Origin of the sequence: Bradyrhizobium sp. 33ap4, from assembly GCF_032654765.1 — a bacterium.
Classification (GTDB): Bacteria; Pseudomonadota; Alphaproteobacteria; order Rhizobiales; family Xanthobacteraceae; genus Bradyrhizobium; species Bradyrhizobium australafricanum.
This window is the reverse complement of the sequence record NZ_JAUMTJ010000014.1, coordinates 1-24,816: the sequence shown is the minus strand read 5'-3', so window position 1 is coordinate 24,816 and position 24,816 is coordinate 1. Positions and strand designations below refer to the sequence as shown.

At 65.0% G+C, this 24,816-nt stretch carries 20 protein-coding genes; 10 read left to right on the top strand and 10 right to left on the bottom strand.

The window, feature by feature from the left end; translation table 11 throughout:
* The first annotated feature begins 44 nt into the window (after positions 1-44).
* The 7 genes from Q2M23_RS12725 to Q2M23_RS12695 all read left to right on the top strand — a co-directional run bounded on the left by Q2M23_RS12725 (position 45) and on the right by Q2M23_RS12695 (position 11,507).
* Complete coding sequence (locus Q2M23_RS12725) at positions 45-1,490, top strand: DASS family sodium-coupled anion symporter (protein WP_018271403.1); 1,446 nt, start codon at positions 45-47, stop codon at positions 1,488-1,490.
* Between the two features lie 177 nt (positions 1,491-1,667).
* Complete coding sequence (locus Q2M23_RS12720) at positions 1,668-2,987, top strand: MdtA/MuxA family multidrug efflux RND transporter periplasmic adaptor subunit (protein ID WP_206601537.1); 1,320 nt, start codon at positions 1,668-1,670, stop codon at positions 2,985-2,987.
* The gene (locus tag Q2M23_RS12715) at positions 2,984-6,091 is read left to right on the top strand and encodes an MdtB/MuxB family multidrug efflux RND transporter permease subunit (RefSeq protein ID WP_316395782.1); all 3,108 of its coding nucleotides are present in this window, start codon (positions 2,984-2,986) and stop codon (positions 6,089-6,091) included. The genes Q2M23_RS12720 and Q2M23_RS12715 overlap by 4 nt, the downstream gene beginning before the upstream one ends.
* Before the next feature lie 3 nt (positions 6,092-6,094).
* A complete protein-coding gene (locus tag Q2M23_RS12710; protein ID WP_316395781.1) occupies positions 6,095-9,379 on the top strand; it encodes an efflux RND transporter permease subunit in 3,285 nt (1,094 codons plus the stop codon).
* 36 nt (positions 9,380-9,415) lie between these two features.
* Positions 9,416-10,852, top strand: a complete 1,437-nt coding sequence (locus tag Q2M23_RS12705) for an efflux transporter outer membrane subunit (RefSeq protein ID WP_316395780.1) — start codon at positions 9,416-9,418, stop codon at positions 10,850-10,852.
* Between the two features lie 8 nt (positions 10,853-10,860).
* Positions 10,861-11,169 carry a hypothetical protein gene (locus Q2M23_RS12700; protein WP_316395779.1) on the top strand — a complete coding sequence of 103 codons (309 nt, stop codon included), beginning with the start codon at positions 10,861-10,863 and terminating at the stop codon, positions 11,167-11,169.
* Positions 11,170-11,180: 11 nt separating this feature from the next.
* Positions 11,181-11,507, top strand: coding sequence for a BA14K family protein (locus Q2M23_RS12695; protein ID WP_229191252.1), 327 nt, complete (start codon positions 11,181-11,183; stop codon positions 11,505-11,507).
* Positions 11,508-11,532: 25 nt separating this feature from the next.
* Here Q2M23_RS12695 and Q2M23_RS12690 read toward each other — a convergent pair whose 3' ends face one another.
* From Q2M23_RS12690 to Q2M23_RS12655, 8 genes are all read right to left on the bottom strand, one after another.
* Positions 11,533-12,225: a hypothetical protein gene (locus tag Q2M23_RS12690; RefSeq protein ID WP_316395778.1), complete on the bottom strand. Its 693-nt coding sequence runs from the start codon at positions 12,223-12,225 to the stop codon at positions 11,533-11,535.
* A gap of 158 nt (positions 12,226-12,383) precedes the next feature.
* Entirely contained in the window at positions 12,384-13,475 is a 1,092-nt protein-coding gene (locus Q2M23_RS12685; RefSeq protein ID WP_057019990.1) for a sensor histidine kinase, read from the bottom strand.
* Positions 13,472-13,912: a response regulator gene (locus Q2M23_RS12680; RefSeq protein WP_316395777.1), complete on the bottom strand. Its 441-nt coding sequence runs from the start codon at positions 13,910-13,912 to the stop codon at positions 13,472-13,474. The genes Q2M23_RS12685 and Q2M23_RS12680 overlap by 4 nt, the downstream gene beginning before the upstream one ends.
* Entirely contained in the window at positions 13,909-15,438 is a 1,530-nt protein-coding gene (locus Q2M23_RS12675; protein ID WP_316395776.1) for a sensor histidine kinase, read from the bottom strand. Before Q2M23_RS12675 ends, Q2M23_RS12680 begins: the two co-directional genes overlap by 4 nt.
* Before the next feature lie 99 nt (positions 15,439-15,537).
* Complete coding sequence (gene accC, locus Q2M23_RS12670) at positions 15,538-16,896, bottom strand: acetyl-CoA carboxylase biotin carboxylase subunit (protein ID WP_028344933.1); 1,359 nt, start codon at positions 16,894-16,896, stop codon at positions 15,538-15,540.
* A 24-nt stretch (positions 16,897-16,920) separates the two neighbouring features.
* Complete coding sequence (accB, locus tag Q2M23_RS12665; RefSeq protein ID WP_168857929.1) at positions 16,921-17,418, bottom strand: acetyl-CoA carboxylase biotin carboxyl carrier protein; 498 nt, start codon at positions 17,416-17,418, stop codon at positions 16,921-16,923.
* A gap of 52 nt (positions 17,419-17,470) precedes the next feature.
* Complete coding sequence (gene aroQ, locus Q2M23_RS12660; RefSeq protein WP_057019994.1) at positions 17,471-17,944, bottom strand: type II 3-dehydroquinate dehydratase; 474 nt, start codon at positions 17,942-17,944, stop codon at positions 17,471-17,473.
* Between the two features lie 336 nt (positions 17,945-18,280).
* Positions 18,281-19,099 (bottom strand): DUF1236 domain-containing protein, encoded by an 819-nt coding sequence (locus Q2M23_RS12655; RefSeq protein WP_057019995.1) that lies wholly within the window; start codon positions 19,097-19,099, stop codon positions 18,281-18,283.
* Between the two features lie 173 nt (positions 19,100-19,272).
* On the opposite strand from Q2M23_RS12655, the gene Q2M23_RS12650 reads away from it, so the two are divergent.
* Positions 19,273-19,473, top strand: coding sequence for a hypothetical protein (locus Q2M23_RS12650; protein WP_316395775.1), 201 nt, complete (start codon positions 19,273-19,275; stop codon positions 19,471-19,473).
* An 18-nt stretch (positions 19,474-19,491) separates the two neighbouring features.
* On the opposite strand, the gene Q2M23_RS12645 is transcribed toward Q2M23_RS12650, so the two are convergent.
* Positions 19,492-20,259, bottom strand: coding sequence for a DsbA family protein (locus Q2M23_RS12645; RefSeq protein WP_316395774.1), 768 nt, complete (start codon positions 20,257-20,259; stop codon positions 19,492-19,494).
* A gap of 87 nt (positions 20,260-20,346) precedes the next feature.
* Entirely contained in the window at positions 20,347-21,753 is a 1,407-nt protein-coding gene (locus Q2M23_RS12640) for a M48 family metalloprotease (protein WP_057019998.1), read from the bottom strand.
* A gap of 227 nt (positions 21,754-21,980) precedes the next feature.
* On the opposite strand from Q2M23_RS12640, the gene Q2M23_RS12635 reads away from it, so the two are divergent.
* Positions 21,981-23,168 carry a pyridoxal phosphate-dependent aminotransferase gene (locus tag Q2M23_RS12635; RefSeq protein ID WP_316395773.1) on the top strand — a complete coding sequence of 396 codons (1,188 nt, stop codon included), beginning with the start codon at positions 21,981-21,983 and terminating at the stop codon, positions 23,166-23,168.
* A 219-nt stretch (positions 23,169-23,387) separates the two neighbouring features.
* A complete protein-coding gene (locus tag Q2M23_RS12630) occupies positions 23,388-24,722 on the top strand; it encodes a dicarboxylate/amino acid:cation symporter (protein ID WP_057020000.1) in 1,335 nt (444 codons plus the stop codon).
* Positions 24,723-24,816 lie beyond the last annotated feature (94 nt).

Sequence of the window (24,816 nt, the reverse complement as noted above, 5' to 3'; positions counted from 1 at the left end):
CGGCTTGCGCGCCCGACAATCGACACAGGTGAGGGGGACGCTGCATGAAATGGTCATGGCGGACGTTTGCGCCGTTGCTGGTTTGGCTTGTGATCTATCTGGTCCCGGTGCCTTCGGGGCTGAACGCCAATCAGTGGCACTATTTCGCGGTGTTCGCCGCCGTGATCACCGGGCTGATCCTTGAATCGATGCCGGTCGGCGCGGTCGGTCTGATCGGCCTGACGGTCGCCGGCATCGGCGGCTATGTCGAGCACGACCCGAACAAATCGCTGCGCTGGATGCTCGGCGGCTTTTCCGAGAGCACGGTGTGGCTGATCGTCGGCGCCTTCGTGTTCTCGATCGGCTATCGCAAGAGCGGGCTCGGCCGCCGGCTGGCGCTGCTCTTGGTGCGCGGCCTCGGCCGCCGCACCATCGGGCTCGGCTATGCGGTGGCGTTTTCCGATCTCGTGCTGGCGCCGGCGACGCCGTCCAACACCGCGCGCTCCGGCGGCACCATCTATCCGATCGTCAGCAACATCCCGCGCATCTACGGCTCCGAGCCCGGCCCGACCGCGGGCAAGATCGGCACCTTCGTGATGTGGACCGCGTTCGCGACCACGGCCGTCACCAGCTCGCTGTTCCTGACCGCGCTGGCGCCGAACGCCGCCGCGCTCTCGATCGCCAAGAAGCTCGTCAACATCGAGGTCGGCTGGTCGCAATGGTTCATCGGCTTCGCGCCGCTCGGGATCCTCTTGCTGCTGCTGGTGCCGCTGCTCAGCTATCTGGTCTGCCGGCCCGAGATCAAGGAGAGCCCCGAGATCGTGACCTGGAGCGAGGGCGAGCTCGCCAAGATGGGGCCGCCGTCGCGGCACGAATGGATCATGGCGGTGCTGGTGGTGCTCGCGATGTTCCTGTGGATCTGCGGCTCCAATCCCAACATCAGCGTGCCGCTGCTCGGCTCGAATTTCATCAACGCGACCACGGTCGTGTTCGTCGTGATCTCGCTGATGCTGCTGACCGGCGTGATCGCGTTCGAGGACATCGTCGCGGAGAAGAGTGCGTGGGAGGTATTTTTCTATTTCACCTCGCTGCTCACGCTGTCGTCCGGCCTCAACGAGATCGGCTTCATCAAATGGGTCGCCGAGGGCTATGCCAAGCCGCTTTCCGGCACGTCGCCGCTGGTCGGGATGATCCTGCTCGTCACCTTCTTCTTCTGGATCCACTATTTCTTCTCGAGCATCACCTCGCATACCGCCGCGGTGCTGCCGGTGGTGCTCGCCGTCGGCTCCAGCATTCCCGGCCTGTCGGTGCAGACCTTGATGCTGCTCTGCGTCTATTCGCTGGGCCTGATGGGCGTGATTTCGCCCTATGCCACGGGACCGGCGCCGATGTATTACGGCAGCGGCTATATCGGCAAAGGCGACTTCTGGAAATTCGGGCTGATCTTCGGCCTGATCTACTTTGCCGGATTGTTGCTGATCGTGTTGCCCTGGTTACAAATGATCGGGTAAAATAGCCACAATCCAGCGAGAAACAGCGGCCGACCGGGAAGAGCCGCTATCCTTACAATTCTTAACGCGCTTTGTCCGGCAGAAGCCTTCAAAATGCTTCGTCGGATGTGGCGCGCGCGGAGTTCAGGGGACACATAGAGCCGCGCGAGCTCATTCGTGTTTCTTCGTGGGCAGGTTATGGACCAGCAGATCAAAGACCCGTCGATTGTGGCGCCCGAGCGAACCAGGCGAGGATCGCGTTGGCGGGGGTTTCTGACGGGATGTCTCGTATTGGCGGTGCTTGCCGGCATCGTCTGGTGGACGCGGCAGCAGGCCGCGCCGCCGCAGGCCGGTGGCGGGCGCAACGCCGGGCCGATGTCGATCGTACCGGAGACGATCGGCAAGGGCGATATCGGCGTCAGCCTGAATGCGCTCGGCACCGTGACGTCGCTCGCGACCGTGACGATCAGGAGCCAGATCAGCGGCTATCTGATGAAGATCGATTTCAAGGAGGGCGATGAGGTCAAGAAGGGCGACCTGATCGCCGAGATCGATTCGCGCCCCTACGAGGCGACGCTGGCGCAGGCCAAGGGCCAGCTCGCCCGCGACGAGGCGCAGCTGAAGGGCGCCCAGGTCGATCTCACCCGCTACCAGAACCTCGCCGCGCAGAACGCCGTGCCGCATCAGACGCTCGATACCCAGGTCGCGCTGGTCGCGCAGTACCAGGGCACGGTGGAGGCCGATCGCGCCTCGGTGAAGTCGGCCGAGGTGAATTTGCAATATTGTCACATCGTGTCGCCGATCAACGGGCGCGTCGGACTGCGCCAGGTCGATCTCGGCAACTATGTGACGCCCGGCGATACCAACGGCCTCGTCGTGATCACGCAGCTCGAGCCGATCAGCGTGCTGTTCACGCTGCCGGAGGACAATCTGCAGGCGGTCTCGAAGCGGTTGAGGGAGGGCGCGGTGCTGCCGACGGCGGCCTATGACCGCAGCGGCGCCAACAAGCTCGCCGAGGGATCGTTGCAGACCTTCGACAGCCAGATCGATGCGACCACCGGCACCATCAAGCTGCGGGCGCAGTTCGAGAACGACAAGCGCACGCTGTTTCCGAACCAGTTCGTCAACGTCCGCCTGCTGCTCGATACCCACAAGGATGCGACGACGATGTCGACCGCCGGCATCCAGCGCGGTGTCCCCGGCACCTTCGTCTATCTCGTCAACGCCGACAGCACGGTCTCGGTTCGGCCGGTCAAGCTCGGCGTCACCGACGGCGACCGGGTCGAGGTGCTGTCCGGGCTCGTGGCCGGCGATCGCATCGTGATCGACGGCGCCGACAAGCTGCGCGAGGGTGCGAAGGTGGTGGTGCGCTCCGCCGCCGATGCCGCGAACCCTGCCGCTGCGGCCAAGGGGGCGGCGAACGGGGCCGCGAAGGGAGACGGCAAGGGAGATAGTAAGGACGGCGCTGATCCCGGAGGCGGCCACCACAAGCGGTCCGAGGACGGGCAGAAGAAATGAACCCGTCGCGGCCATTCATCCTGCGGCCGGTAGCGACGACCCTGATGATGATCGCCATCATGCTGTCGGGCATGCTGGCATTCAGATTTCTCCCGGTCGCGGCACTGCCGGAGGTCGACTACCCGACCATCCAGGTGCAGACCTTCTATCCGGGCGCGAGCCCCGACGTGATGACCTCGTCGGTGACGGCGCCGCTCGAGGTGCAGTTCGGCCAGATGCCGAATCTGACCCAGATGAGCTCGGTGAGCTCGGCGGGCTCGTCCGTGATCACGCTGCAATTCGGCCTGTCGATCTCGCTCGACGTCGCCGAGCAGGAGGTGCAGGCCGCGATCAATGCCGCGGGCAATCTGTTGCCGTCGGACCTGCCGGCGCCGCCGATTTACGCCAAGGTCAATCCGGCCGATGCGCCGATCCTGACCCTCGGCCTGACCTCGAAGACCATGCCGCTGACCCAGGTACAGGATTTCGTCGACACGCGGCTGGCGCAGAAGATCTCGCAGCTGCCGGGCGTCGGCCTCGTCAGCATCAGCGGCGGCCAGCGGCCCGCGGTGCGCATCCAGGCTGATATCCGCAAGCTCGCGGCCTATGGCCTCAACATCGACGATCTCCGCACCACGCTCGGCAACGCCAACGTCAACACGCCGAAGGGCAACTTCGACGGCGCGATGCGCGCCTACACCATCAATGCCAACGACCAGATCCGCAATGCCAGCGACTACCGCTCGCTGATCATCGCCTACAAGAACGGCTCGCCGGTCCGCCTCAGCGATGTCGGCAACGTCGTCGACGGCGCGCAGAACGACAAGCTCGGCGCCTGGATGAACGAGACGCCGGCGATCATCCTCAACATCCAGCGCCAACCCGGCGCCAACGTCATCTCGGTGGTGCAGGGCATCAAGGACCTGCTGCCGCAGCTGCAGGCCACGCTGCCGGCCGCGATCGACCTCAATATCCTGACCGACCGCACCGTCACGATCCGGGCCTCGGTGCGCGACGTCGAATACGAGCTGTCGCTCGCCGTGATTCTGGTCGTGCTTGTGATCTTCGTGTTCCTGCGCTCGACCCGCGCCACGCTGATCCCGAGCCTGTCGGTGCCGCTCTCGCTGGTCGGCACGCTGGGCGCGATGTATCTGTTCGGCTTCAGCCTGAACAATCTGTCGCTGATGGCGCTGACGATCGCGACCGGCTTCGTGGTCGACGACGCCATCGTCGTGATCGAGAACATCTCGCGCTACATCGAGGAGGGCGAGTCGCCGCTCGAGGCGTCGCTGCGAGGGTCGGAGCAGATCGGCTTCACCATCATCTCGCTGACGGTATCGCTGATCGCGGTCCTGATCCCGCTGCTGTTCATGGGCGACGTCGTCGGCCGCCTGTTCCGCGAATTCGCCATCACGCTGTCGGTCACGATCCTGATCTCGGCCGTGGTGTCGCTGACCCTGGTGCCGATGGCCTGCGCCAAGCTACTGAAGCCGGAGGCCATGGCGCGGGAAAACACCTTCCAGCGGCTCAGCCGCGAAGGCTTCGATGCCGTCATTGCGATCTACGCCCGGATGCTCAATTGGGTGCTGGATCGCCAGACCTTCGTGCTGCTGATCGCGCTCGCCACCTTTGGTCTGACGGCGCTGCTCTACGTCGTTATTCCCAAGGGCTTCTTTCCGGTGCAGGACACCGGCGTGATCCAGGCGATCTCCGAGGCGCCGCAATCGGTGTCCTATGCGGCGATGGCCGAGCGGCAGCAGCGGCTCGCCAGCGCGATCCTGAAGGATCCGGACGTGCAGAGCCTGTCGTCGTTCATCGGCGTCGACGGCACCAACACCACGCTGAACAGCGGCCGCATCCTGATCAATCTGAAGCCGCATGAGCAGCGCAAGGCCAATGTCTCGACGATCATGGACCGGATCAAGGCGAGCACGGCGGCGCTGACCGGCATCACGCTCTACATGCAGCCGGTCCAGGACCTCACCATCGAAGGCACGGTGAGCCGGACGCAGTACCAGTTCATCCTGCAGGATGCCGATCCGAACGAGCTTGCGGAATGGACGCCGAAGCTGGTCGACAAGCTCCGGGAATTGCCCCAGCTCAGCGATGTCACGAGCGATATTTCGGCGCAGGGGCTTTCGGTGTTCGTCGACATCGACCGCGACCAGGCGGCGCGATTCGGCATCACGCCGGCGACGATCGACAACGCACTGTACGATTCCTACGGCCAGCGCATCGTCTCGACCGTCTTCACCAATTCGAACCAGTACCGCGTGATCCTCGAGGCCGATCCGTCGCTGCAGACTTCGCTGGACTCTCTGTCGTCGATCTACCTGCCGTCATCGGTGGGCTCGACGCCGGTGCCGCTGTCGGTGATGGCCAAGATTCGGGTGGAGACCGCGCCGCTGCAGATCTCGCATCTCGGCCAGTTCCCGTCGGCGACCGTCTCGTTCAACCTGGCGCCCGGCGCCTCGCTCGGCGGGGCGGTGACGGCGATCAAGCAGGCGCAGGCCGACATCAACCAGCCGCTCGGCATGATCACGAGCTTCCAGGGCGCGGCGCTGGCGTTCCAGTCCTCGCTGTCCAACCAGCTGTTCCTGATCCTCGCCGCGATCATCACGGTCTATATCGTGCTCGGCGTGCTCTATGAGAGCTTCATCCATCCTTTAACCATCCTCTCGACGCTGCCCTCGGCCGGGATCGGCGCGCTGCTGGCGCTGATGATGGCCGGACAGGATCTCACGATCATCGCGATCATCGGCATCATCCTCCTGATCGGCATCGTGAAGAAGAACGCGATCATGATGATCGACTTCGCGCTCGATGCCGAGCGCAACGAGGGCAAGCCGCCGCGGGAGGCGATCTATCAGGCCTGCCTGCTGCGGTTCCGGCCGATCATCATGACGACGATGGCAGCTGTGCTCGGCGCGCTGCCGCTGATGCTCGGCAGCGGCGCGGGGTCCGAGCTGCGGAATCCGCTCGGCATTTCGATCGTCGGCGGCCTCCTGGTGAGCCAGCTGCTGACCCTGTTCACGACACCGGTGATCTACCTCTGGTTCGATCGCCTCGCGCTGCGGTTTGCCGGGCGGGCGGACGAGATCGGCGAGGCGAGCGGGTCGCGTTGAGCCATGGATCCGTCAACGCCCTTCATCCGTAGGCCGGTGGCAACGACGCTGTTGACGTTCGGGCTTGCGGCGGCCGGCATTGTCGCGTTCTTCAAGCTGCCGGTGTCGCCGCTGCCGCAGGTGGATTTCCCGACCATCTCGGTGCAGGCGACGCTGCCCGGCGCCAGCCCGCAGGATGTCGCGACCACGGTCGCAAGTCCGCTCGAGCGACATCTCGGCCAGATCGCCGACGTCACCGAGATGACGTCGTCGAGCTCGGTGGGCGCGACCCGCATCACGCTGCAGTTCGGGCTGAACCGCGACATCAACGGCGCGGCGCGCGACGTGCAGGCCGCGATCAATGCGGCGCGGGCCGACCTGCCGACCAGCCTGCGCAGCAATCCGACCTACCGCAAGGTCAACCCGGCCGACGCGCCGATCCTGATCCTGACGCTGACGTCGGATACGCTGACGCGCGGCGATCTCTACGACGCCGCCTCCACGGTGCTGGCGCAGAAGCTGTCGCAGGTCGAGGGCATCGGCGAGGTCGTGGTCGGCGGCAGCTCGCTGCCGGCCGTGCGCGTCGATCTGATCCCGCAGGCGCTCTACAAATACGGCATCGGTCTGGAAGACGTCCGCGCGGCGCTGTCGAGCGCCAACGCCCACAGCCCGAAGGGCGGCATCGACGTCGGCGACCAGCGCTACCAGGTCTACGCCAACGACCAGGCCAACAAGGCCGGCGACTACAAGTCGCTGATCGTGGCCTACCGCAATGGCGCGCCGGTTCATCTCTCCGACGTCGGCGAGGTGGCCGACGGCGTCGAGAATTTGCGCAATGCCGGTCTCGCGAACGGCAAGCCGGCGGTGCTGATCATCCTCTACCGGCAGCCGAACGCCAACATCATCAGTACCGTCGACCTCGTGAAGGGGGTGATGCCGCAGCTGCAGGCGTCAGTCTCGCCGGCGATCGATATAGGCTTTGCGGTCGACCGTTCGACCACCATCCGCACCTCGCTCCGGGACGTCGAACGAACCCTGGTTCTGGCGGTGCTGCTGGTCATCATCGTGGTGTTCGCCTTCCTGCGCAATGCGCGGGCCACCTTCATTCCGGTGGTGGCGGTCTCGGTGTCGCTGGTTGCGACCTTCGGGGCGATGTACCTGTTCGGCTACAGCCTCGACAACCTCTCCCTGATGGCGCTGACGGTCGCGACCGGCTTCGTGGTCGACGACGCCATCGTGGTGCTGGAGAACGTCACCCGCTACATCGAGCAGGGGCTGAGCCCGCTCGAGGCGGCGCTGAAGGGCGCCAACGACGTCGGCTTCACCGTGCTGTCGATGAGCATCTCGCTGATCGCGGTGTTCATCCCGATCCTGCTGATGGCCGGCATCGTCGGGCGGCTGTTCCGCGAGTTCGCGATGGTGATCTCGATCTCGATCCTGATCTCGCTCGCGGTCTCGCTGGCGACCACGCCGATGATGTGCGCCGTGCTGCTCAAGCCCGACGCCGGCAGCCATGGCCGGCTCTATTGGGCGAGCGAGCGCTTCTTCGAGGCGATGCTAAATTTCTACCGCAGAACGCTGACCGCGGCGTTGGCGCATCCGCTGTCGGTGATGCTGATCCTGGCGGCGGTGTTCGGCCTCAACTTCTATCTCTACGACGTGATCCCGAAGGGCTTCTTCCCGCAGCAGGACACTGGCCGGCTGGTCGGCTCGATCCAGGCTGACCAGAGCGTGTCGTTCCAGCTGATGCAGCAGAAGCTCGCGCGGTTCGTCGGCATCATCAAGCGCGATCCGGCGGTTGAGACGGCGGTCGGCTTCACCGGCGGCGGGCAGACCAATTCCGGCTTCGTGTTCGTCTCGCTTCGTCCGCTTGATGAGCGCAAGATCGGCGCCGACGGCGTGATCGCGCGGCTGCGCCGCGAGATGTCGGTGGTGCCGGGCGCGAGCCTGTTCCTGCAGGCGGTGCAGGACATCCGGGTCGGGGGCAGGGCCTCGAACGCGCAGTATCAGTACACGCTGCAGGGATCGACGCTGGAGGAGCTCAATGAATGGACGCCGAAGATCGCGGCGGCCCTGCAGCGCGATCCTGATCTCGCCGACGTCAACAGCGACCAGCAGAACAAGGGCCTGGAATCCGATCTCGTGATCGACCGCGACGCCGCGGCCCGGCTCGGCATCACGGTGAGCCAGATCGACAACACCCTCTACGACGCCTTCGGCCAGCGGCAGGTGTCGACGATCTATGTCGCGCGCAACCAGTATCACGTCATCATGGAGGTCGCGCCGCGCTACTGGCAGAACCCGGAGACGCTGAAGGACGTCTATATCAGCACGTCCGGCGGATCGGTCGGCGGCTCGCAATCGACCAACGCGGTGGCAGGCACGGTCGTCGCCCCAGGCAACTCCAGCGCGGCCAGTGCAGCCAACGCCCAGGCCGCGCGCAACCAGGCCACCAACTCGATCGGTTCGACCGGGAAGGGCGTTGCCTCGACCGGATCGGCCGTCTCCACCAGCAGCGAGACCATGATCCCGCTGTCGGAAGTTGCAGCATTCAAGCAGGGCGCGACGCCGCTTGCGGTCAATCACCAGGGTCTGTTGGTCGCCAACACCATCTCGTTCAACCTGCCGCCGAACGTGTCGCTGAGCACGGCGGTCGGCAGCATCGAGGCGACCATGAACCGGATTGGGGTCCCGGCCACGATCCGCGGCACCTTCCAGGGTACCGCCAAGGCGTTCCAGGACTCGCTGAGCAACCAGCCGTTCCTGATCCTGGCCGCGCTGGTGGCGATCTACATCGTGCTGGGCGTGCTCTACGAGAGCTACATCCATCCGCTGACCATCTTGTCCACATTGCCCTCGGCGGGTGTGGGCGCCTTGCTGGCGCTGATGGCATTCAAGACCGAGTTCAGTATCATGGCGCTGATCGGCGTCATCCTGCTGATCGGCATTGTGAAGAAGAACGCCATCATGATGATCGACTTTGCGCTGGAGGCGGAACGCAGGCGCGGGCTGGAGCCGCTCGAGGCGATCCGGGAGGCCTGCCTGCTGCGCTTCCGCCCCATCATGATGACGACGATGGCCGCGCTGCTCGGGGCGGTGCCGCTGGCGATCGGCATGGGCGACGGCGGCGAGCTGCGGCAGCCGCTCGGCATCGCCATCGTCGGTGGCCTGATCCTGAGCCAGGTCCTCACGCTCTACACGACGCCGGTTATCTACCTCTATCTCGACCGGTTCCGCCTGTGGGCCCAGCGCGCGCGCCGTGGCGGCGCGATGCGGACGCCGGGCTCCTCACTTCAACCGGGCGAGTAAATGCCGACAGGTACAGCGTTGCGAAATCTTCAGTTGATGCGCAAGCCGATCCGGTTTCTGCGCGTGGCGGCGTTCGGCGGCCTCAGCCTCGGTCTGTCCGGCTGTATTCCCGGGGCGGAGAAGCCGGAGCTCAGCCTCGAAGTGCCGGCGAGCTACAAGACTGCGGCCAAAGGCGATGCCGACGCGGCTGTTCCGGCGCTCGCCTGGTGGCGCGGCTTCCGCTCGCCCGAGCTGACCGGGCTGATGGAGTCCGCGCAGCTCTACAATCTCGACATCGCGGTGGCGATCGCCCAGATCGTGCAGGCCGACGCCCAGGTCGGCGTGTCCGGCGCCGCGCTGCTGCCGTCCATCTCCGGATCGGCGAATGCCGAGCGTCAGCGCGTGGCAACGGGATCCAGTTCGTCGTTCGGCACCAGCGGCACCTTCTCGCAGAACAGCCTGGGGCTGAGCGCAAGCTACATCGTCGATTTCTGGGGCAAGAACCGCGCGACGCTGTCGGCCTCCGAGGAGAGCGCGACCGTCGCGCGCTACAATCGCGAGGTGGTCGCGCTGACCACGATGGCGACGGTCGCCAACACCTATTTCCAGCTGCTGGCGGCGCAGGACCAGATCAAGGTCACCCGCCGCAACCTCGCGGCGGCCGAGCGCATCCTTGCGCTGATCAAGTCGCAATTTGCGGGCGGCACCGCTTCGCAGCTGGATCTGTCGCAGCAGGAGGCGCTGGTCGCCACGCAGCGCGCGGCGATCCCGCCGCTCGAGGTAACGGTCGGGCAGAACACCGCGGCGCTCGCCGTGCTGGTGGCGCGCGCGCCGGCCGATTTCAAGGTGCGCGGCGGGTCCACCACGCAGATCGCGGTGCCGCGCGTCACGCCGGGACTGCCGTCGGAATTGCTCTACCAGCGGCCTGACGTCCGCGAGGCCGAGGCGCAGCTGGCGTCGTCCAATTTCAGCGTCGACGCGGCGCGCGCGGCATTCTTTCCGCAGATCCAGCTGACCGGCACTACCGGCTTCCAGAGCGCGGCGCTCGCCGCGCTGTTCGCGCCCGGCGCCTGGTACTACACGCTCGCCGCCGGGCTGACCCAGCCGCTGTTCGACGGCTTTCTGCTGGAGAGCCAGCTCAAGCTCGCCAAGGGGCAGCAGCTGCAAAACCTGCAGGCCTATCGCAAGGCGGTGCTGTCGGCCTTCGCCGATGTCGAGAAGGCGCTGATCGCGTTGCAGAAGTACACATTGCAGGAGCGCCTGCAGTCCGACGTCGTCGCCGCCTCGCGCAAGGCGTTCGAGGTCGCCGAGACGCAGCTGCGCGGCGGCACGGTCAACCTGATCACGGTGCTGCAGGCGCAGCAGACGCTGTTCACCGCCGAGAACAATCTGGTCACGGTCAGGCTCAACAAGCTGCTCGCGGCGAGCAGCCTGTTCCAGGCGCTCGGCGGCGGCTGGACGCCCGCCGGTACGCTGGCGGCGGCAGTGCCATGAGGTCAGCCATGCAGCGTTTCGCGACACTCCTCGTTGCCCTCGTCATCGGGCTCGGCGCATCGACCGGCGCGTCCCGCGCGCAGCAGCGGCCACCGAACAGCGTTCCGCTCGCCTTCGGCATGAGCGCCGACCAGGCCAGCCGGTCGCTCGGCGTTCCCCTGAATTACGTGCGCGGCACGCCGGGCAATGAATTGTTCGTCGCGCTGCCCAATGTCAGGGGCAGCGTGCTGTCGAGGCGCAGCGACGGGCTCTATCTGCAATTCGGCAAAAGACGCCTGATCGCCTGGAAGGGCGACTGGGGCACCCTTCCGCAATGAGGGTTCTGGCCATGATCGCCATGAGAGGATTGATCGCCTGCGCCGCCATCGCGCTCAGCGTAGCCGCGGCATCGGCCCAGCAGCGGCCGTTGCGCTACGGCAGCGCCGGCGGCGCGTATTTCGACGGCAGGGACGACGACCGGGATTTTCGCAGCAACGGCTATTTCCCCGGCAATTTCGCGGCCGATCCCTTCAGCGCGGGGTTCGGTGCGGCCGGCCTGTTCGGCTCGACGCCGTGGCATTCCGCGCGACCCTATCCGTCGCAGGTTGTGTTTGGCGCGCCGTGCCAGGACTGCCGTCCGCACCGCGCACGCCGGCACCGCGGCAGGCACGAGTGAGGCGCTTCGCAAAGGCTTGATGCCTCTAGGCCTTGCGCAAGAGCTCGTCGATGATGCGCGGCTTCATCCAGCCGGCCTTGTCGATGATTTCGTTGCGCAGGGTGTCCTTTTCCATCTCGTATTGTTCGTGCGGGATATCCCGGCCGCCGGTCGCGGTGATCCCGAATGTCTCGAGCAGAGCGTTGTGCCGCGCCTTCCACGCGATCACATGCTCGGTGATGACTTGCGTCACGGATGGAAGGAAACCGGGATGGCCTGCCAGGCCGCATGACGCCGTGGTCTGCGGATCTCCTGCTAGCATGATCACGTTCCACTCGTCGTAGCCGATCAGCCCCATCTGCGCGTAGAGAAACGCGCCATGCGGTCCATCCCAGATCTTCTGGTCGATGACCAGGAACGGCACCGCGTGGCAGTGGCCGTGCCGCGCCGTCATGTCGCGGTTGAAGGTCTCGGTGCGGTCTTGCAATCGCCTGTTGGCCGCCGCGAACACGGCAAGGCGATTGTCTGCCGTCGGCACGATGCTGGCTTCGTCAGCAGGCGCGAAGCCTGCATCGCGCAGCATCGACCCGATCAGCGGGTGATCCCACTGCTGCTTGTGAAAAGCGGGCGTCGCGCCGTCGGCGCCCGGCGCCGGACGCACGGTCTCCTTGAGCTCGCCCGAGTTTGTCTCTTGGGTCGTCTCTTGCTTCTTTCCAAAAATTGGCCTGCGCCCGAACATCGCGTGCCGCTCCTGCCAAGCAGTCGGCACAAGCATCGCAAAGGACGCCCAGAACTTTCTTAAACGGTCAGGCCTTGCGGGCAGCGATCGATCAACAGCATGATGCAGTCGTTAAAGCGAACCGGACAAATCAATCGAATTTGCCGAAATTGGCGGCATCAGCTGGCGGCGGCGCTTGTCGATTTGTCGAGCGCCGGGCTGACGCGGGCGAACCGCACCACGAAGCGGGTGCCCTTGTGGCCGGGGTCGCGCTCGACGCTGGCATCGAGCTTGGCTGCCATCGCGCTGACGATCCGCTGGCCCATGCCGGTGCCGCGCGGATCGGCCGTGTCGGAAAAGCCGACCCCGTCGTCGCTGATCGCGAGCTGCAGATCGTCGCCTTGCGGCTTCAGCTCGACATGTATCGGGCCGGCGCCGTCGGGATAGGCGTATTTCACGGCGTTCATCACCAGCTCGTTGACGATGATGCCGATCGCGACCGCGCGGTCGGGATCGATCTCGATCGGGTCGGCCTTCAAGGTCAGCCGCGACATCTTGTTGCCTTCGGCCGATCGCCGGAGATCCTCGAGCAGCGCCTCGAGATACTGGTTGAGCATCACCGTCTTGAAGTCGTGCGAGGTGTAGAGGCGGCGGTGCACCTGTGCGACGGCCGCGACGCGCCCCATCGCGTTGGTGAGCGCGGCCTTCACATCCTGCTGGCTCGCGGAGTTGGCCTGCAGATGCAGCAACGAGGCGATGATCTGCAGCGAATTGCCGACGCGATGGTTGACCTCGCGGAGCAGAACCTCACGCTCCGCGGCGAGCGCGGCATAGCGGTCGCGCGAGGCGTGCACCTCGGCCTCGGCTTCGTCGCGCGCCTTCTGGAGCGCGGCCTGCCGGATCGCGCCGTTCACCGCGACCTGGAGCAGGGGAATGAATTCGCCCCTGACGTCCTTGACCAGATAGTCCGCCGCGCCGGCCTTCAGTGCGGTGACGGCGATCGCCGAATCCTGCGACGCGGTGACGAACACCACCGGCGGAGCGTCCGGTATCTTGAGGATCTGCTCCAGCGTCTCCAGCCCGTCGAGGCCGGGCATGTACTGATCGAGCGCGACGACGTCGATGCCGCCCTGGGCGAGCCGGTCGAGGCCTTCCTGGCCGCTTGCGGCGTGCACGACCTTGTAGCCTGCGCGCGTCAGCCCGCGTTCGACGAGGCGCGCCAGCGCCGCGTCGTCGTCGATGTAGAGCAGTGTCGGCGTTGCGCTGGTCATACGGCAGCCGGCGGCACCTGAATCACGGAAAAGAACAGGCCAAGCTGACGAATGGCGTTGGCGAAGCTTTCGTAGTTCACCGGCTTGGTGATGTAGACGTTGCAACCCAGCTCGTAGCAACGCTTGATCTCCTGGGAGTCGTCGGTCGTGGTCAGCACGACCACCGGCGTCGACTTGAGATATTTGTTCTCCTTGACCCGCCTCAGAATATCGATGCCGGTCATGTCGGGCAGATTGAGATCGAGCAGGATCAGCAGGGCCTGGCCCTTGCGCTCGACGGCGCTGCCATCCTTGCCGAACAGGTAGTTGACCGCCGCTGTACCGTTGGTGAACGGGATGATCTCATTGTTGACACCCGAGCGCCGGATATTCCGCTCAATCAGGCGGGCATGGCCCTCGTCGTCTTCGATCATGATGATGGTGACTGGATCACTCATGTCACTTTGTCCCGGTTCTTGCCTGACCAATTGATGGGCAGCGTGATCGTGAAGGTGCTGCCGTTGTGAAGTTCCGATGCTACCGACATGGTGCCGCCCAGTCTGCGCACAAGTGCGCGGACATGGGCAAGCCCGATGCCCTGACCGGGCTTGTCCTGGGTTCCGGCCCGACGGAACAAATCGAAGATGCGCTGGTGGTCCTTCGGATCGATGCCGCGGCCGTTGTCGGTGACCTCGAAGATCGCGAAGCCGAGCTTGGTGCGGCCCTCGATCGAAATCTCGCCGGGAACGCCGTTCCTGAGGTACTTGAGGGCGTTGTCGATCAGATTGGAGAAGATCTGCTCCAGCGCGAGGCGGTCGCTGACGATATTGGGCAGCGCGCCGACCTCGACGGTCGCGTTGGCCTCGACGGCCTGGTGAGCCATCGTCTTGACGATGCCGTCGATCAGCTCGCGCAGATCGATGCGTTCGGGCTTGAACTCGCGGCGGCCCTCGCGGGTGAGATTGAGGATCGCACTGATCAGGCGATCCATCTTGGCGATCGACGATTTGATGAAGCCGAGCGATTCATTGAAGTTGTCGGATAGCTGCTTGTCGGAGCCTTCGAGCTCTGGCTCGGCCGCATCGGTCGCGTCTTCCGGCATCGCCGGCCCCAGCGAGGCGGCGCGATTGAGCGTGGCGATCCGCTTGAAGATGTCGCCGCGCAGTTCCTCGAGCTCGCTGGTGAAGCCCATGATGTTGACCAGCGGCGAGCGCAGATCGTGGCTGACGATATAGGCGAAGCGCTGGATTTCCTCGTTGGCCTCGCGCAGGTCGGAGGTGCGCTCGTCAACGATGGTTTCGAGATTGACGTTGCTGTCGCGCAACCTGGCCTCGGCCTCGTCGCGCGCCCGCGACGATCGCCGCAGCAGCACCACCGAGAGAGCTGCGAGCGCCAGCACCATGCAGGAGCCGGCGATCGTGACGGAGGAGGCCAGCACCTGGGTCTTGTCCGCCGTCGCGGTGCGCAGCACCAGCAGACGATCCTCCTCGGTGCGGATGTCGCGGGCGATCCGGACGATCGCCTCGACCGCATCGGTCGATGTGGTCTTGCGCAGGACGTCGATGCTGGTCGCCGTGTCGTTGTTCTTGAAGCGCTCGATGCTGAGCGCGAACTCGGCCAGCCGTTGCTCGACGGCGGCCTTGAGCTTCGCGGCATTGGCAACCTGCGCCGGATTATCCACGGTCATCATCTGGAGATGGTTGAGCGCGGCCGGGACTCCTGCTGCCGCGGACTGGTACTCGGACAGGTATTGTGGTGCTGATGTCAGCAGATACGCCCTGGTCGCGCTTTCGGCGCGCCTGATGTCGAGCAGCAGGTTGGCAATCTGGCTGTCGGTCTCGACGGTGTGAATCACCCAGGCGTTGTCCTCGCGCGCCTTGTTGACCAGCAGGACGGACGCCACGCTGACCGCGACCAGCACGAAAAATCCCGCCGACAGCAGGAGGATCTGTAACGTCGACCGGCGTCGTGAAACGACCGTCACGACGATCTCGCTATGGAAGTGGGATTCAACGCGTCCCCGTGGAAAGCCAATAACCCTATAGTACGTTTGAGGAAGGGCTGGGTTCCACGGAGTTCCGAACTATTTTGCGGCGTCGGATGGCTGGCCGGCGAGGTACTGCTCCAGCCAGTGAATGTGGTAGTCGCCCTCGATGATGTCGGGCTCGCGCACCAGCGCGCGGAACAGCGGCAGCGTCGTCTCGATCCCGTCGACCACCATCTCGTCCAGCGCCCGGCGCAGCCGCATCAGGCATTCGCCGCGGGTCTTGCCGTGCACGATCAGCTTGCCGACCAGCGAGTCGTAATAGGGCGGGATCACATAGCCCTGATAGACGGCGGAATCGATCCGCACGCCGAGGCCGCCAGGCGGATGGAATTGCGTGATCCGTCCGGGCGAGGGACGGAAGGTCTGCGGGTTCTCCGCATTGATGCGGCACTCGATGGCGTGGCCGATGATCGCGATGTCGTCCTGTTTGGCCGGAAGGTCGCCGCCGGCGGCGATCCGGATCTGCTCCAGCACGAGATCGATATCGGTGATGCTTTCGGTGACGGGATGCTCGACCTGGATGCGCGTGTTCATTTCGATGAAATAGAACTCGCCGTCCTCGTAGAGGAATTCGATGGTGCCGACGCCGAGATATTTCATGTCCCGCATCGCCTTGGCGCAGGTCTCGCCGATCCTGGCGCGCGCCGCCGCCGCGAGCACGGGCGAGGGGCCTTCCTCCCAGACCTTCTGGTGACGGCGTTGCAGCGAGCAGTCGCGCTCGCCGAGATGGATGGCGCCGCCGCGGCCGTCGCCGAGAATCTGGATCTCGATGTGGCGCGGCTTCTGCAGGTATTTCTCCAGGTAGACCGAGGCGTCGCCGAACGCCGACTTGGCCTCGTTGGCCGCGGTCGAGAGCGCGAGCGCGAGGTCAGCCTCGGTATGGGCGACCTTCATGCCGCGGCCGCCGCCGCCGGCCGCCGCCTTGACCAGCACCGGGAATCCGATGTCTCTGCCGATCGCGAGCGCGTCGGCCTCCGAGGTCACCGCGCCGTCCGAGCCGGGCACCACGGGAATGCCGAGGCGCTTGGCGGTCTTCTTGGCTTCGATCTTGTCGCCCATCAGGCGGATGTGCTCGGCCTTCGGTCCGATGAAGCCCAGATTGTGGTCGGCGAGGATCTCGGCGAAGCGCGCGTTCTCAGACAGGAAGCCATAGCCGGGATGCACGGCGTCGGCGCCGGTGATCTCGCAGGCCGCGAGCAGCGCCGGCACGTTGAGATAGGAATCCTTCGACGGCGGCGGGCCAATGCACACGCTCTCGTCGGCGAGCCGCACATGCATGGCGTCGGCGTCGGCGGTGGAATGCACCGCGACGGTCGAGATGCCGAGCTCCTTGCAGGCGCGCAGCACGCGAAGCGCGATCTCGCCGCGATTGGCTATGAGGATCTTGTCGAACATCGCAGCGCCTGGTGTTGACGGAAGCTATTCAATGATGACGAGCGGCTCGCCGAATTCGACCGGCTGGCCGTCCTCGACGAGAATCTGCGTCACGGTGCCCGCGCGCGGCGACGGGATCTGGTTCATCGTCTTCATCGCCTCGATGATCAGAAGCGTCTGGCCGGCGGAGACCTTGGTGCCGACTTCAATGAACGGCTTGGCGCCCGGCTCGGGCGCCCAATAGGCGGTGCCGACCATCGGCGACGGCACGGCGCCCGGGTGCTTGGCGAGATCGGTCGCAGCCGCAGCCACCGGGACGGCAATGGCGGCCGGTGCGGCAACGCCCGCCACGGAGGCGGCGGGCACCGAGGCCGCGATGCTGATGTTGCGCGCGACGCGGACACGCAGGCCGGCACGCTCGATCTCGATCTCGGTCAGATTGGTTTCCGCAAGCAGCAGCGCGAGTTCGCGAATGAGGGCGCTGTCGTCGCTCTTGGAGTCGTTCTTTTTTGCGGCTGATTTGTCGTCTGGCTGGCGCGCCATGCTCTGTGATCCAAAATCTTTGTCTGGTGACGGGGAACGTCAGGATTGACGATTAAGTCTTTGGCTTGGCGTCGATCTTGACGCCGATCCTGGTGGCGAGGCCGATGATCGCAAGCCGGTAGCCGTCGATGCCGAAGCCGCAAAGTGACGCGAAGGCGGCTTTAGCAGTGAACGAGTGGTGTCGGAAGCTTTCGCGGGCGTGGATGTTGCTGACGTGAACTTCGACCGCGGGGATCTTGACCGCGATCAGCGCGTCATGCAGCGCGATCGAGGTATGAGAGTAGCCACCGGCGTTTATGATGATGCCGACCGCCTTCTTGGCGTGGGCCTCATGGATGAAGTCGATCAGTTCGCCCTCGCGGTTGGACTGCCGGCAGTCGGCGCTCAGCCCGAACTGGCGCGCGGTGTCCGCGCACAGCTTCTCGACATCGGCGAGGGTGGCATGGCCGTAGGTCTCCGGCTCGCGCGTCCCCAGCAGATTGAGGTTCGGGCCGTTCAGCACATAGATCGTTCCGGCAGCAGCCATTCCAGAGTTTCCTGCCAAGAGTTCCGGCCAAAGGTTCCGAGAGGGGGTCCGACAAGGGGTGGAGTGGGCCGGGTTATAGGTAACAACCGGCCGAAGGGGAAGTCTTTAGGTGAAATCAGAACGTCTTCAACAACTTCCTCCACCCTGTTAGATGACTGTCCTAACCTGCGGAAAATGCTGATTAACCAAATCTTGCGGAAGCTGCCCTTGGCGGGCGCTCCGGCCCGCCATCCACTGCGTGATGCGGGGTGCGGGCGAAAGCAAGACCCCGCCCCGAAGGGGCGGGGTCGAGATGAAGGCGAGGGCCCGTTTGGGCGCCCTCGCACCGAGGCCGGTTTAGCCCTCGATGATGTAGACGATCTCATGGGTCTCAGGCTGCACGATCACGTAGCGGCCCTTGACCAGGATGAACTGATAGCCGCGCCACTGCGGGTAGATCGTCACGACCCGCTCCGGCACCGGGTAGAAGTGAACGTCAGCCGGAACGCGGGTGCCGACCGACACGTTAAAGTTGACGTTGGTGGCTTCGGTCACGTGCTCCGACTTGATCGCGGTCGTGATCTGGCTGCGCTTCTCGGCCGGCGGAGCTGCGGTGGCCGACGTTGCCGCGTTACCGGTCGTGGTCTGCGTGCGGCTCGTGTCGTTGGTCTGCGCGCGGTTGGGGTCGGCCGGGCTCTTGGTCTGAGCGTTCTGGTTGGTCGTGGCACCGGCACCGCTCTTGTCGCGGCCCTCGGCGTTCATCTTGCCGCTCTTGTCACGCTCCTCGGCTTTCATGTTGCCGCTCTTGTCGCGACCTTCGGCCTTCATGTCCTTCGAGCCCTCCTTGGAGCCCTTGGTCGCTTCGTTCTCCGAGCTCATGCCCTTCGACTTTTGGGTACTGTCCTGCGCGCCCTTGGTGGCCGTGCCGGACTTGTCGGACTCCGCACCCTTGGTGCTCGACTCACCGGTCGTCGAATGCTCGGAACCCTTCATGCCGCTCTTGTCATGCTGCATGGTGCCCGATGACGCGCCACCGGACGGTGCAGACTGCTGCGTGGTCGCACCACCACCGGCCCCGGTTTCCTTGTTGGCGCCGCCGGCGCCCTGTGCGTTCGCGAAACCGGTGCCGGCGATCAAAGCCGCCGCCGCGACCGAAATCAGAAAGCGGTTAGACATCGCAATTCCTCCTCGTTTTTCAGCATTGCCCGCGCCGACAACGGGAGAGCATGTGCGATGTTCCTGTTGATTTGCGGTTCCTTGCGGTTTGTTCTTGAGGTGAATGCGCGATGAACGCGCGAGATGAATGCGCGGCTGCTTCAACCGCAGGCCCAGTCGAACTCCGCGCCCGCATGATCGAGCTGGCCGTTGCCGCCGCCGAAATTGAAGCCGCCGAAATGCTCTTCGATCTCGAGATTAGGTCGCGCTATATTTTCGGCTTCGCGCGACTTGCGTCGTTGGTGACGGCCCTTGGTTGGGACCCGCGCGGAATCGGTTCGGGTGGCGGCAACAAAAAATCCGGCTGCATCGCAGCCGGATCTTGTACGCGATGAGCGCTGTCGGAGCGGCGATCAGCAGGTCGCCTTGCCGCAGCGGGCGATGCCGATCTTTTCCTTGAGGTTGTCGACGCCGACGGCGCCGATCACGACCTGCTTGCCGATCACGTAGCTCGGCGTGCCGTTCATGCCCATGGATTCGGCGAGGCGGAAGTTCTCCTCGATGGTCGCCTTCACCTCGGGGCTCGCCATATCCTTCTCGAGTTTCGCCATGTCGAGACCGATCTCCTTGGCGACCGCCAGCGCGCGCGCCTTGTCGGCGGCGCCGCGGCCGCCGAGCAGCTTCTGGTGGAAATCTAGATACTTCTTGCCGGTCGGATCCTGCATGCGCACGGCGACCGCGACCTGCGCGGCCTCGACCGAGCCCTGGCTCAGCACCGGGAATTCCTTCAGCACGACCTTCAGCTTCGGATCCGCCTTCATCAAATCGAGCATGTCGGACATCGCGCGCTTGCAGTAGCCGCAATTGTAATCGAAGAACTCGACGAAGGTGACGTCGCCGTCCTTGTTGCCGAGCATGACGCCGCGCGGCGAATTGAAGATGGTGTCGGCGTTCTTGGCGACGCTCTGCTCATGCTTCTCGGCTTCGGCGGCGGCCTGCCGCTTGCTCAGCTCGTTCATCGCCTCCTCGAGCACCTCCGGGTGCGCGATCAGATAGTTGCGCACGATGGTCTCGATGTCGCCGCGCTGGGTGTCGGTGAAGCTCTGCGCGGACGCCGGAAGCGGCGCGGCGCAAACGCCGAGCGCGAGCAGGGCAGGGGCAAGAAAACGAAGCGCTGGCATGACAAAATCCTTGTTCGCGGTGGCTCAAAAAAACGGCGGGGCCGTGAGCCGGTTTCGGTGATCGTTGTATGGAACTACGGTTTATTTCTAGTTGTTTTTCTGACCCGGCATGGGCTTGGCGCTCACAATGTCGTCAGCTTTGACCCAGCCGGGCGTGCCGATCGCGAACCGCGTCTTGGCGCGTGACGCAAGGTCGCGGGCGGTCTTGGTGTCGCCGCGGAGATAGGCGGCCTGCGCCGAGGCGAGGTCGGCCTGGGCATAGTCGCCCTTGCGGCCGTAGGCCATCGCGAGCTGGGTATAGCCGAGCGGCGCCTCGGGCTCGCGCGCCACCGCGGCACGCAGCATGTTGATCGCCTCGTCGGTGTAGGCCTTGTTGTCCGAGGCGACCAGCGCCTGGCCGAGCAGCATCTCGATCAACGGCGAATTGCTGGAGAGCTGCACTGCGCGGCGCAGCGGCGCGATGGCTTCGGCCGGCCGGCCGCCTTCGAGCAGCGCCTGGCCGCGCAATTCATGGAAATAGGGATTGTTGGGCTGCACCTGGATCAAGCCGTCGATCTGCGCGATCGCCGAGCGCAGATCGCCGTGCAGATAGGTCGTGATCGCGCGTGCATAGCGCGCCGGCAGGCTGGTGTTGGACAGCGGATAGCGGCGGTAGACCGTGTCCTGCCGCTCCATGAAGCCTGAGATCTTGGCGCGCATCATGTCGTGGCGCAGCTGCAGCGCCGGATCGTCCTTCTTGTCCCAATAGGGGCTGGAGCGCGCCAGTTCCTGCAGCGCGGAGACGCGATCGACCGGCATCGGATGCGACTGCAGATAAGGGTCAGCCCCGCGCGAGGCGAACAGGCTCTCGTCGGTGAAGCGCTTGAACGTCTCGTACATGCCCTTGGCGGATTGTCCGGTCGCATTCAGGAACTTGACGCCGGCGCGGTCGGCGTTCTCTTCCTGCTGGCGTTGATAGGACAATAGCGTGCGCTGAATGACCGCTTGCGGCGCCGAGATCGCCGCGGCGCCGGCGCTGGAGAGACCATTGCCGCCGCCGCGGCCGCCCGCACCCGCGGCCAGCGCGCCGACCCCGAGCAGCATCGCGATGATCATCTGGGTCTGGGCTTGCGCCAGCTGCTCGCGCATCTTGGCGAGATGGCCGCCGGCGAGGTGGCCGGTCTCGTGCGCCAGCACGCCGATGATCTGGTTCGGCGTCTCCGATTGCAGCAGCGCGCCGTAATTGACGAAGATGCGCCGGCCGTCGGCGACGAAGGCGTTGAACGAGCCGTCGTTGATGATCACGATCTGGATGTTCTGCTTCTCCAGACCGGCGGCGCGCAGGATCGGCCTTGTGTATTCGCGCAACAGCTGCTCGGACTCGGTGTCGCGCAGCACCGGCGGGCCTTTTTGCTGGGCTCGCGCAGGGACCACGGGGCCGACCGCGAGCGCAACCGCGGTCATGAGCGCGGTCAGCTTGAAGGTCCTGGTGCGAAGCGCGAGGCGGAACAGCATGGGCGATCTATCGGCGATGACTGGCCGCGCCGGCACAAGTCCGTGTTCCGGGCCCGACCGGATCAGGCGCGTGGCGCAGTCTGTTGTTTTTGCAGTTCTTCTTCACGCGAACCGGGTATTCACTAGGCCTGAAAGCGTTATAAGGAGCCACCGAATGCGGCCAGTCTGGGGCGGCAGCCGGTAACGGGAACCCGAATTCGGCAGCGGCCGTGCAATAGCAGAAATCCATGCGTGAAGCGACACCGAGAGACCGTGTAAGCAGCCTGTTGACAGCGTCCGGACGGAGCGATGTTCCGCCGTTCATGGTGATGGACGTGATGGCGGCCGCCGCGCGAATCGAGGCCGCCGGCGGGCATGTCATCCATATGGAGGTGGGGCAGCCCGCCGCAGGCGCGCCGAAGCCGGCGATCGCGGCCGCGCAGGCCGCGCTTGCGGACGGGCGGATCGACTACACCTCGGCGCTCGGCATTCCCTCGCTGCGCGCGCGCATCGCCCGGCACTACAGCGACACGTATGGTTGCGCGGTCGACGCGGAACGCATCATCGTCACGACCGGCTCGTCGGGTGGGTTCATCCTGGCGTTTCTTGCGATGTTCGAGCCGGGCGACCGGGTCGCCGTGACCGTGCCGGGTTATCCGCCGTATCGGCATATCCTGACCGCGCTGGGCTGCGAGCCGGTGCTGATCGAAACCTCCGGCGACACCCGCCATGCCCTGACCGGCGAGGCGTTGCTCGCCGCCCATCGCAAGGCGCCGCTGAAGGGCGTGCTGGTCGGCAGCCCCGCCAACCCGACCGGCACCATGATGTCGCGCGAGGCGCTGTCGACCCTGATGGCGGCCGCCGACAGCGCGGGCATCCGCTTCATCTCCGACGAGATCTATCACGGGCTCGACTATGCGTTTCCTGCGGTGACGGCCGCAGAGCTGTCGCCGAACGCGCTCGTGATCAACTCGTTCTCGAAGTACTTCTGCATGACCGGCTGGCGTGTCGGCTGGATGGTGGTGCCCGACGTGCTGGTGCGGCCGATCGAGCGGCTGCAGCAGAACCTGTCGATCTCGGTGCCGACCCTGTCGCAGATCGCGGCCGAAGCGGCGTTCGAAGGCTGCGAGGAGATGGAGGCGATCAAGCGCGGCTATCAGGAGAACCGCCGCATCCTGATCGAAGGGCTGCCGAAGGCCGGCCTGACCAAATTCCTCCCCGCTGACGGCGCGTTCTACCTCTATGCCGACGTCTCCGACTTCACCTCCGACAGCTTCGCCTTCGCCAGCGAGATGCTCGAGAAGGCGCATGTCGCAGCGACCCCCGGCGTCGATTTCGATCCGATCCACGGCCGCGCCTTCATCCGTCTTTCCTATGCACGCTCGGCCGCGGAGATGCAGGAAGCAGTTGCACGGATCGCGCATTGGCTTAAATAGCCCGCGAACTCCAGGAGCCTTCAAACTCCAAGAGCCATCAAGAGCCTTCCGGCGTTCGCTTTGCCTTTCGGATCGGTTTCGCAGCGCAGTGCCGTGGTTTCGCCGGCACTGTGGCGGACCGATCATCGCGGATAAGCGGCAGGGCCCACACAGTTCCATTTGACTTGAACCGCCAAGTTGATCTTGGCTGTTTCCGCCATTTCTGAGGGGGAGTGACACATGGCAACGGCAACCGTTGTCACGGCTGCGCCGGCGAGCGCCGGCAGCAAGCCGTGGTATAAAGTTCTCTATGTCCAGGTCCTGATCGCGATCGTGCTCGGCGCATTGGTCGGCTGGTTGTGGCCGGGCCTTGCCACCAACGAGTGGATCAAGGCACTCGGCGACGGCTTCATCAAGCTGATCAAGATGGTGATCGCGCCGATCATCTTCTGCACCGTGGTGTCGGGCATCGCCCATATACAAGATGCCAAGAAGGTCGGCCGCATCGGCGTCAAGGCGCTGGTGTATTTCGAGGTCGTCTCGACCTTCGCGCTGGTGATCGGATTGCTCGTCGGCAATCTGGTCAGGCCGGGTGCCGGCTTCGGCAATGCGGCGGCGAATGCGCAGGCGGTTGCCGGCTATGCCAAGCAGGCGGAGGCGCAGAAGAGCGTCGACTTCGTGCTGCACATCATTCCCGACACCGTGGTCGGTGCATTCGCGCAGGGCGAGATCCTGCAGGTGCTGCTGTTCTCGGTGCTGTTCGGCTTCGCGATCATGGGCCTCGGCGAGCGCGGCCACACCATCCGCTCGTTCATCGACGACGCCGCGCACGCCGTGTTCGGCGTCATCTCGATCGTGATGCGGGCGGCGCCGATCGGCGCGTTCGGCGCGATGGCCTTCACCATCGGCAAGTTCGGCACCGGCGCGATCCTCAACCTGATGGGGCTGATCGCGACGTTCTATCTGACCGCCGCGCTGTTCGTGTTCGTGGTGCTCGGCATCATCGCGCGGATCGCGGGGTTCTCGATCTTCAAGTTCCTGGCCTACATCAAGGACGAGCTCCTGATCGTGCTCGGCACCTCGTCCTCCGAGAGCGCGCTGCCGTCATTGATGGAGAAGCTCGAACGTCTCGGCTGCTCGAAATCGGTGGTCGGCCTCGTGGTGCCCACGGGCTATTCGTTCAACCTCGACGGCACCAACATCTACATGACGCTGGCGACCCTGTTCATCGCACAGGCGCTGGGCTTCGATCTCACCTTCAGCCAGCAGATCACGATCCTGATCGTGGCGATGCTGACCTCGAAGGGTGCCTCCGGCATCACCGGCGCCGGCTTCATCACCTTGGCGGCGACGCTCGCGGTGGTCGATCCGCGGCTGGTGCCGGGCATGGCGATCGTGCTCGGCATCGACAAGTTCATGAGCGAGTGCCGCGCGCTGACCAATCTGTGCGGCAACGGCGTGGCCTGCGTGATCGTCGCCTGGTGGGAGGGCGAGCTCGACCGCGACAAGCTCAACGCCAATCTCGCCAAACAGGTCGACCCGACCGACATGGAGACCGCGTTGACGACGGACTAGGTGGTGTGGACTCTAAGGATTCCCTTTTAGGAGCAAATCAGATTCAAGGCTGCTTTTGGGGAGGCCGCTTTGGGTGTGATGGACCGTTTGGTAT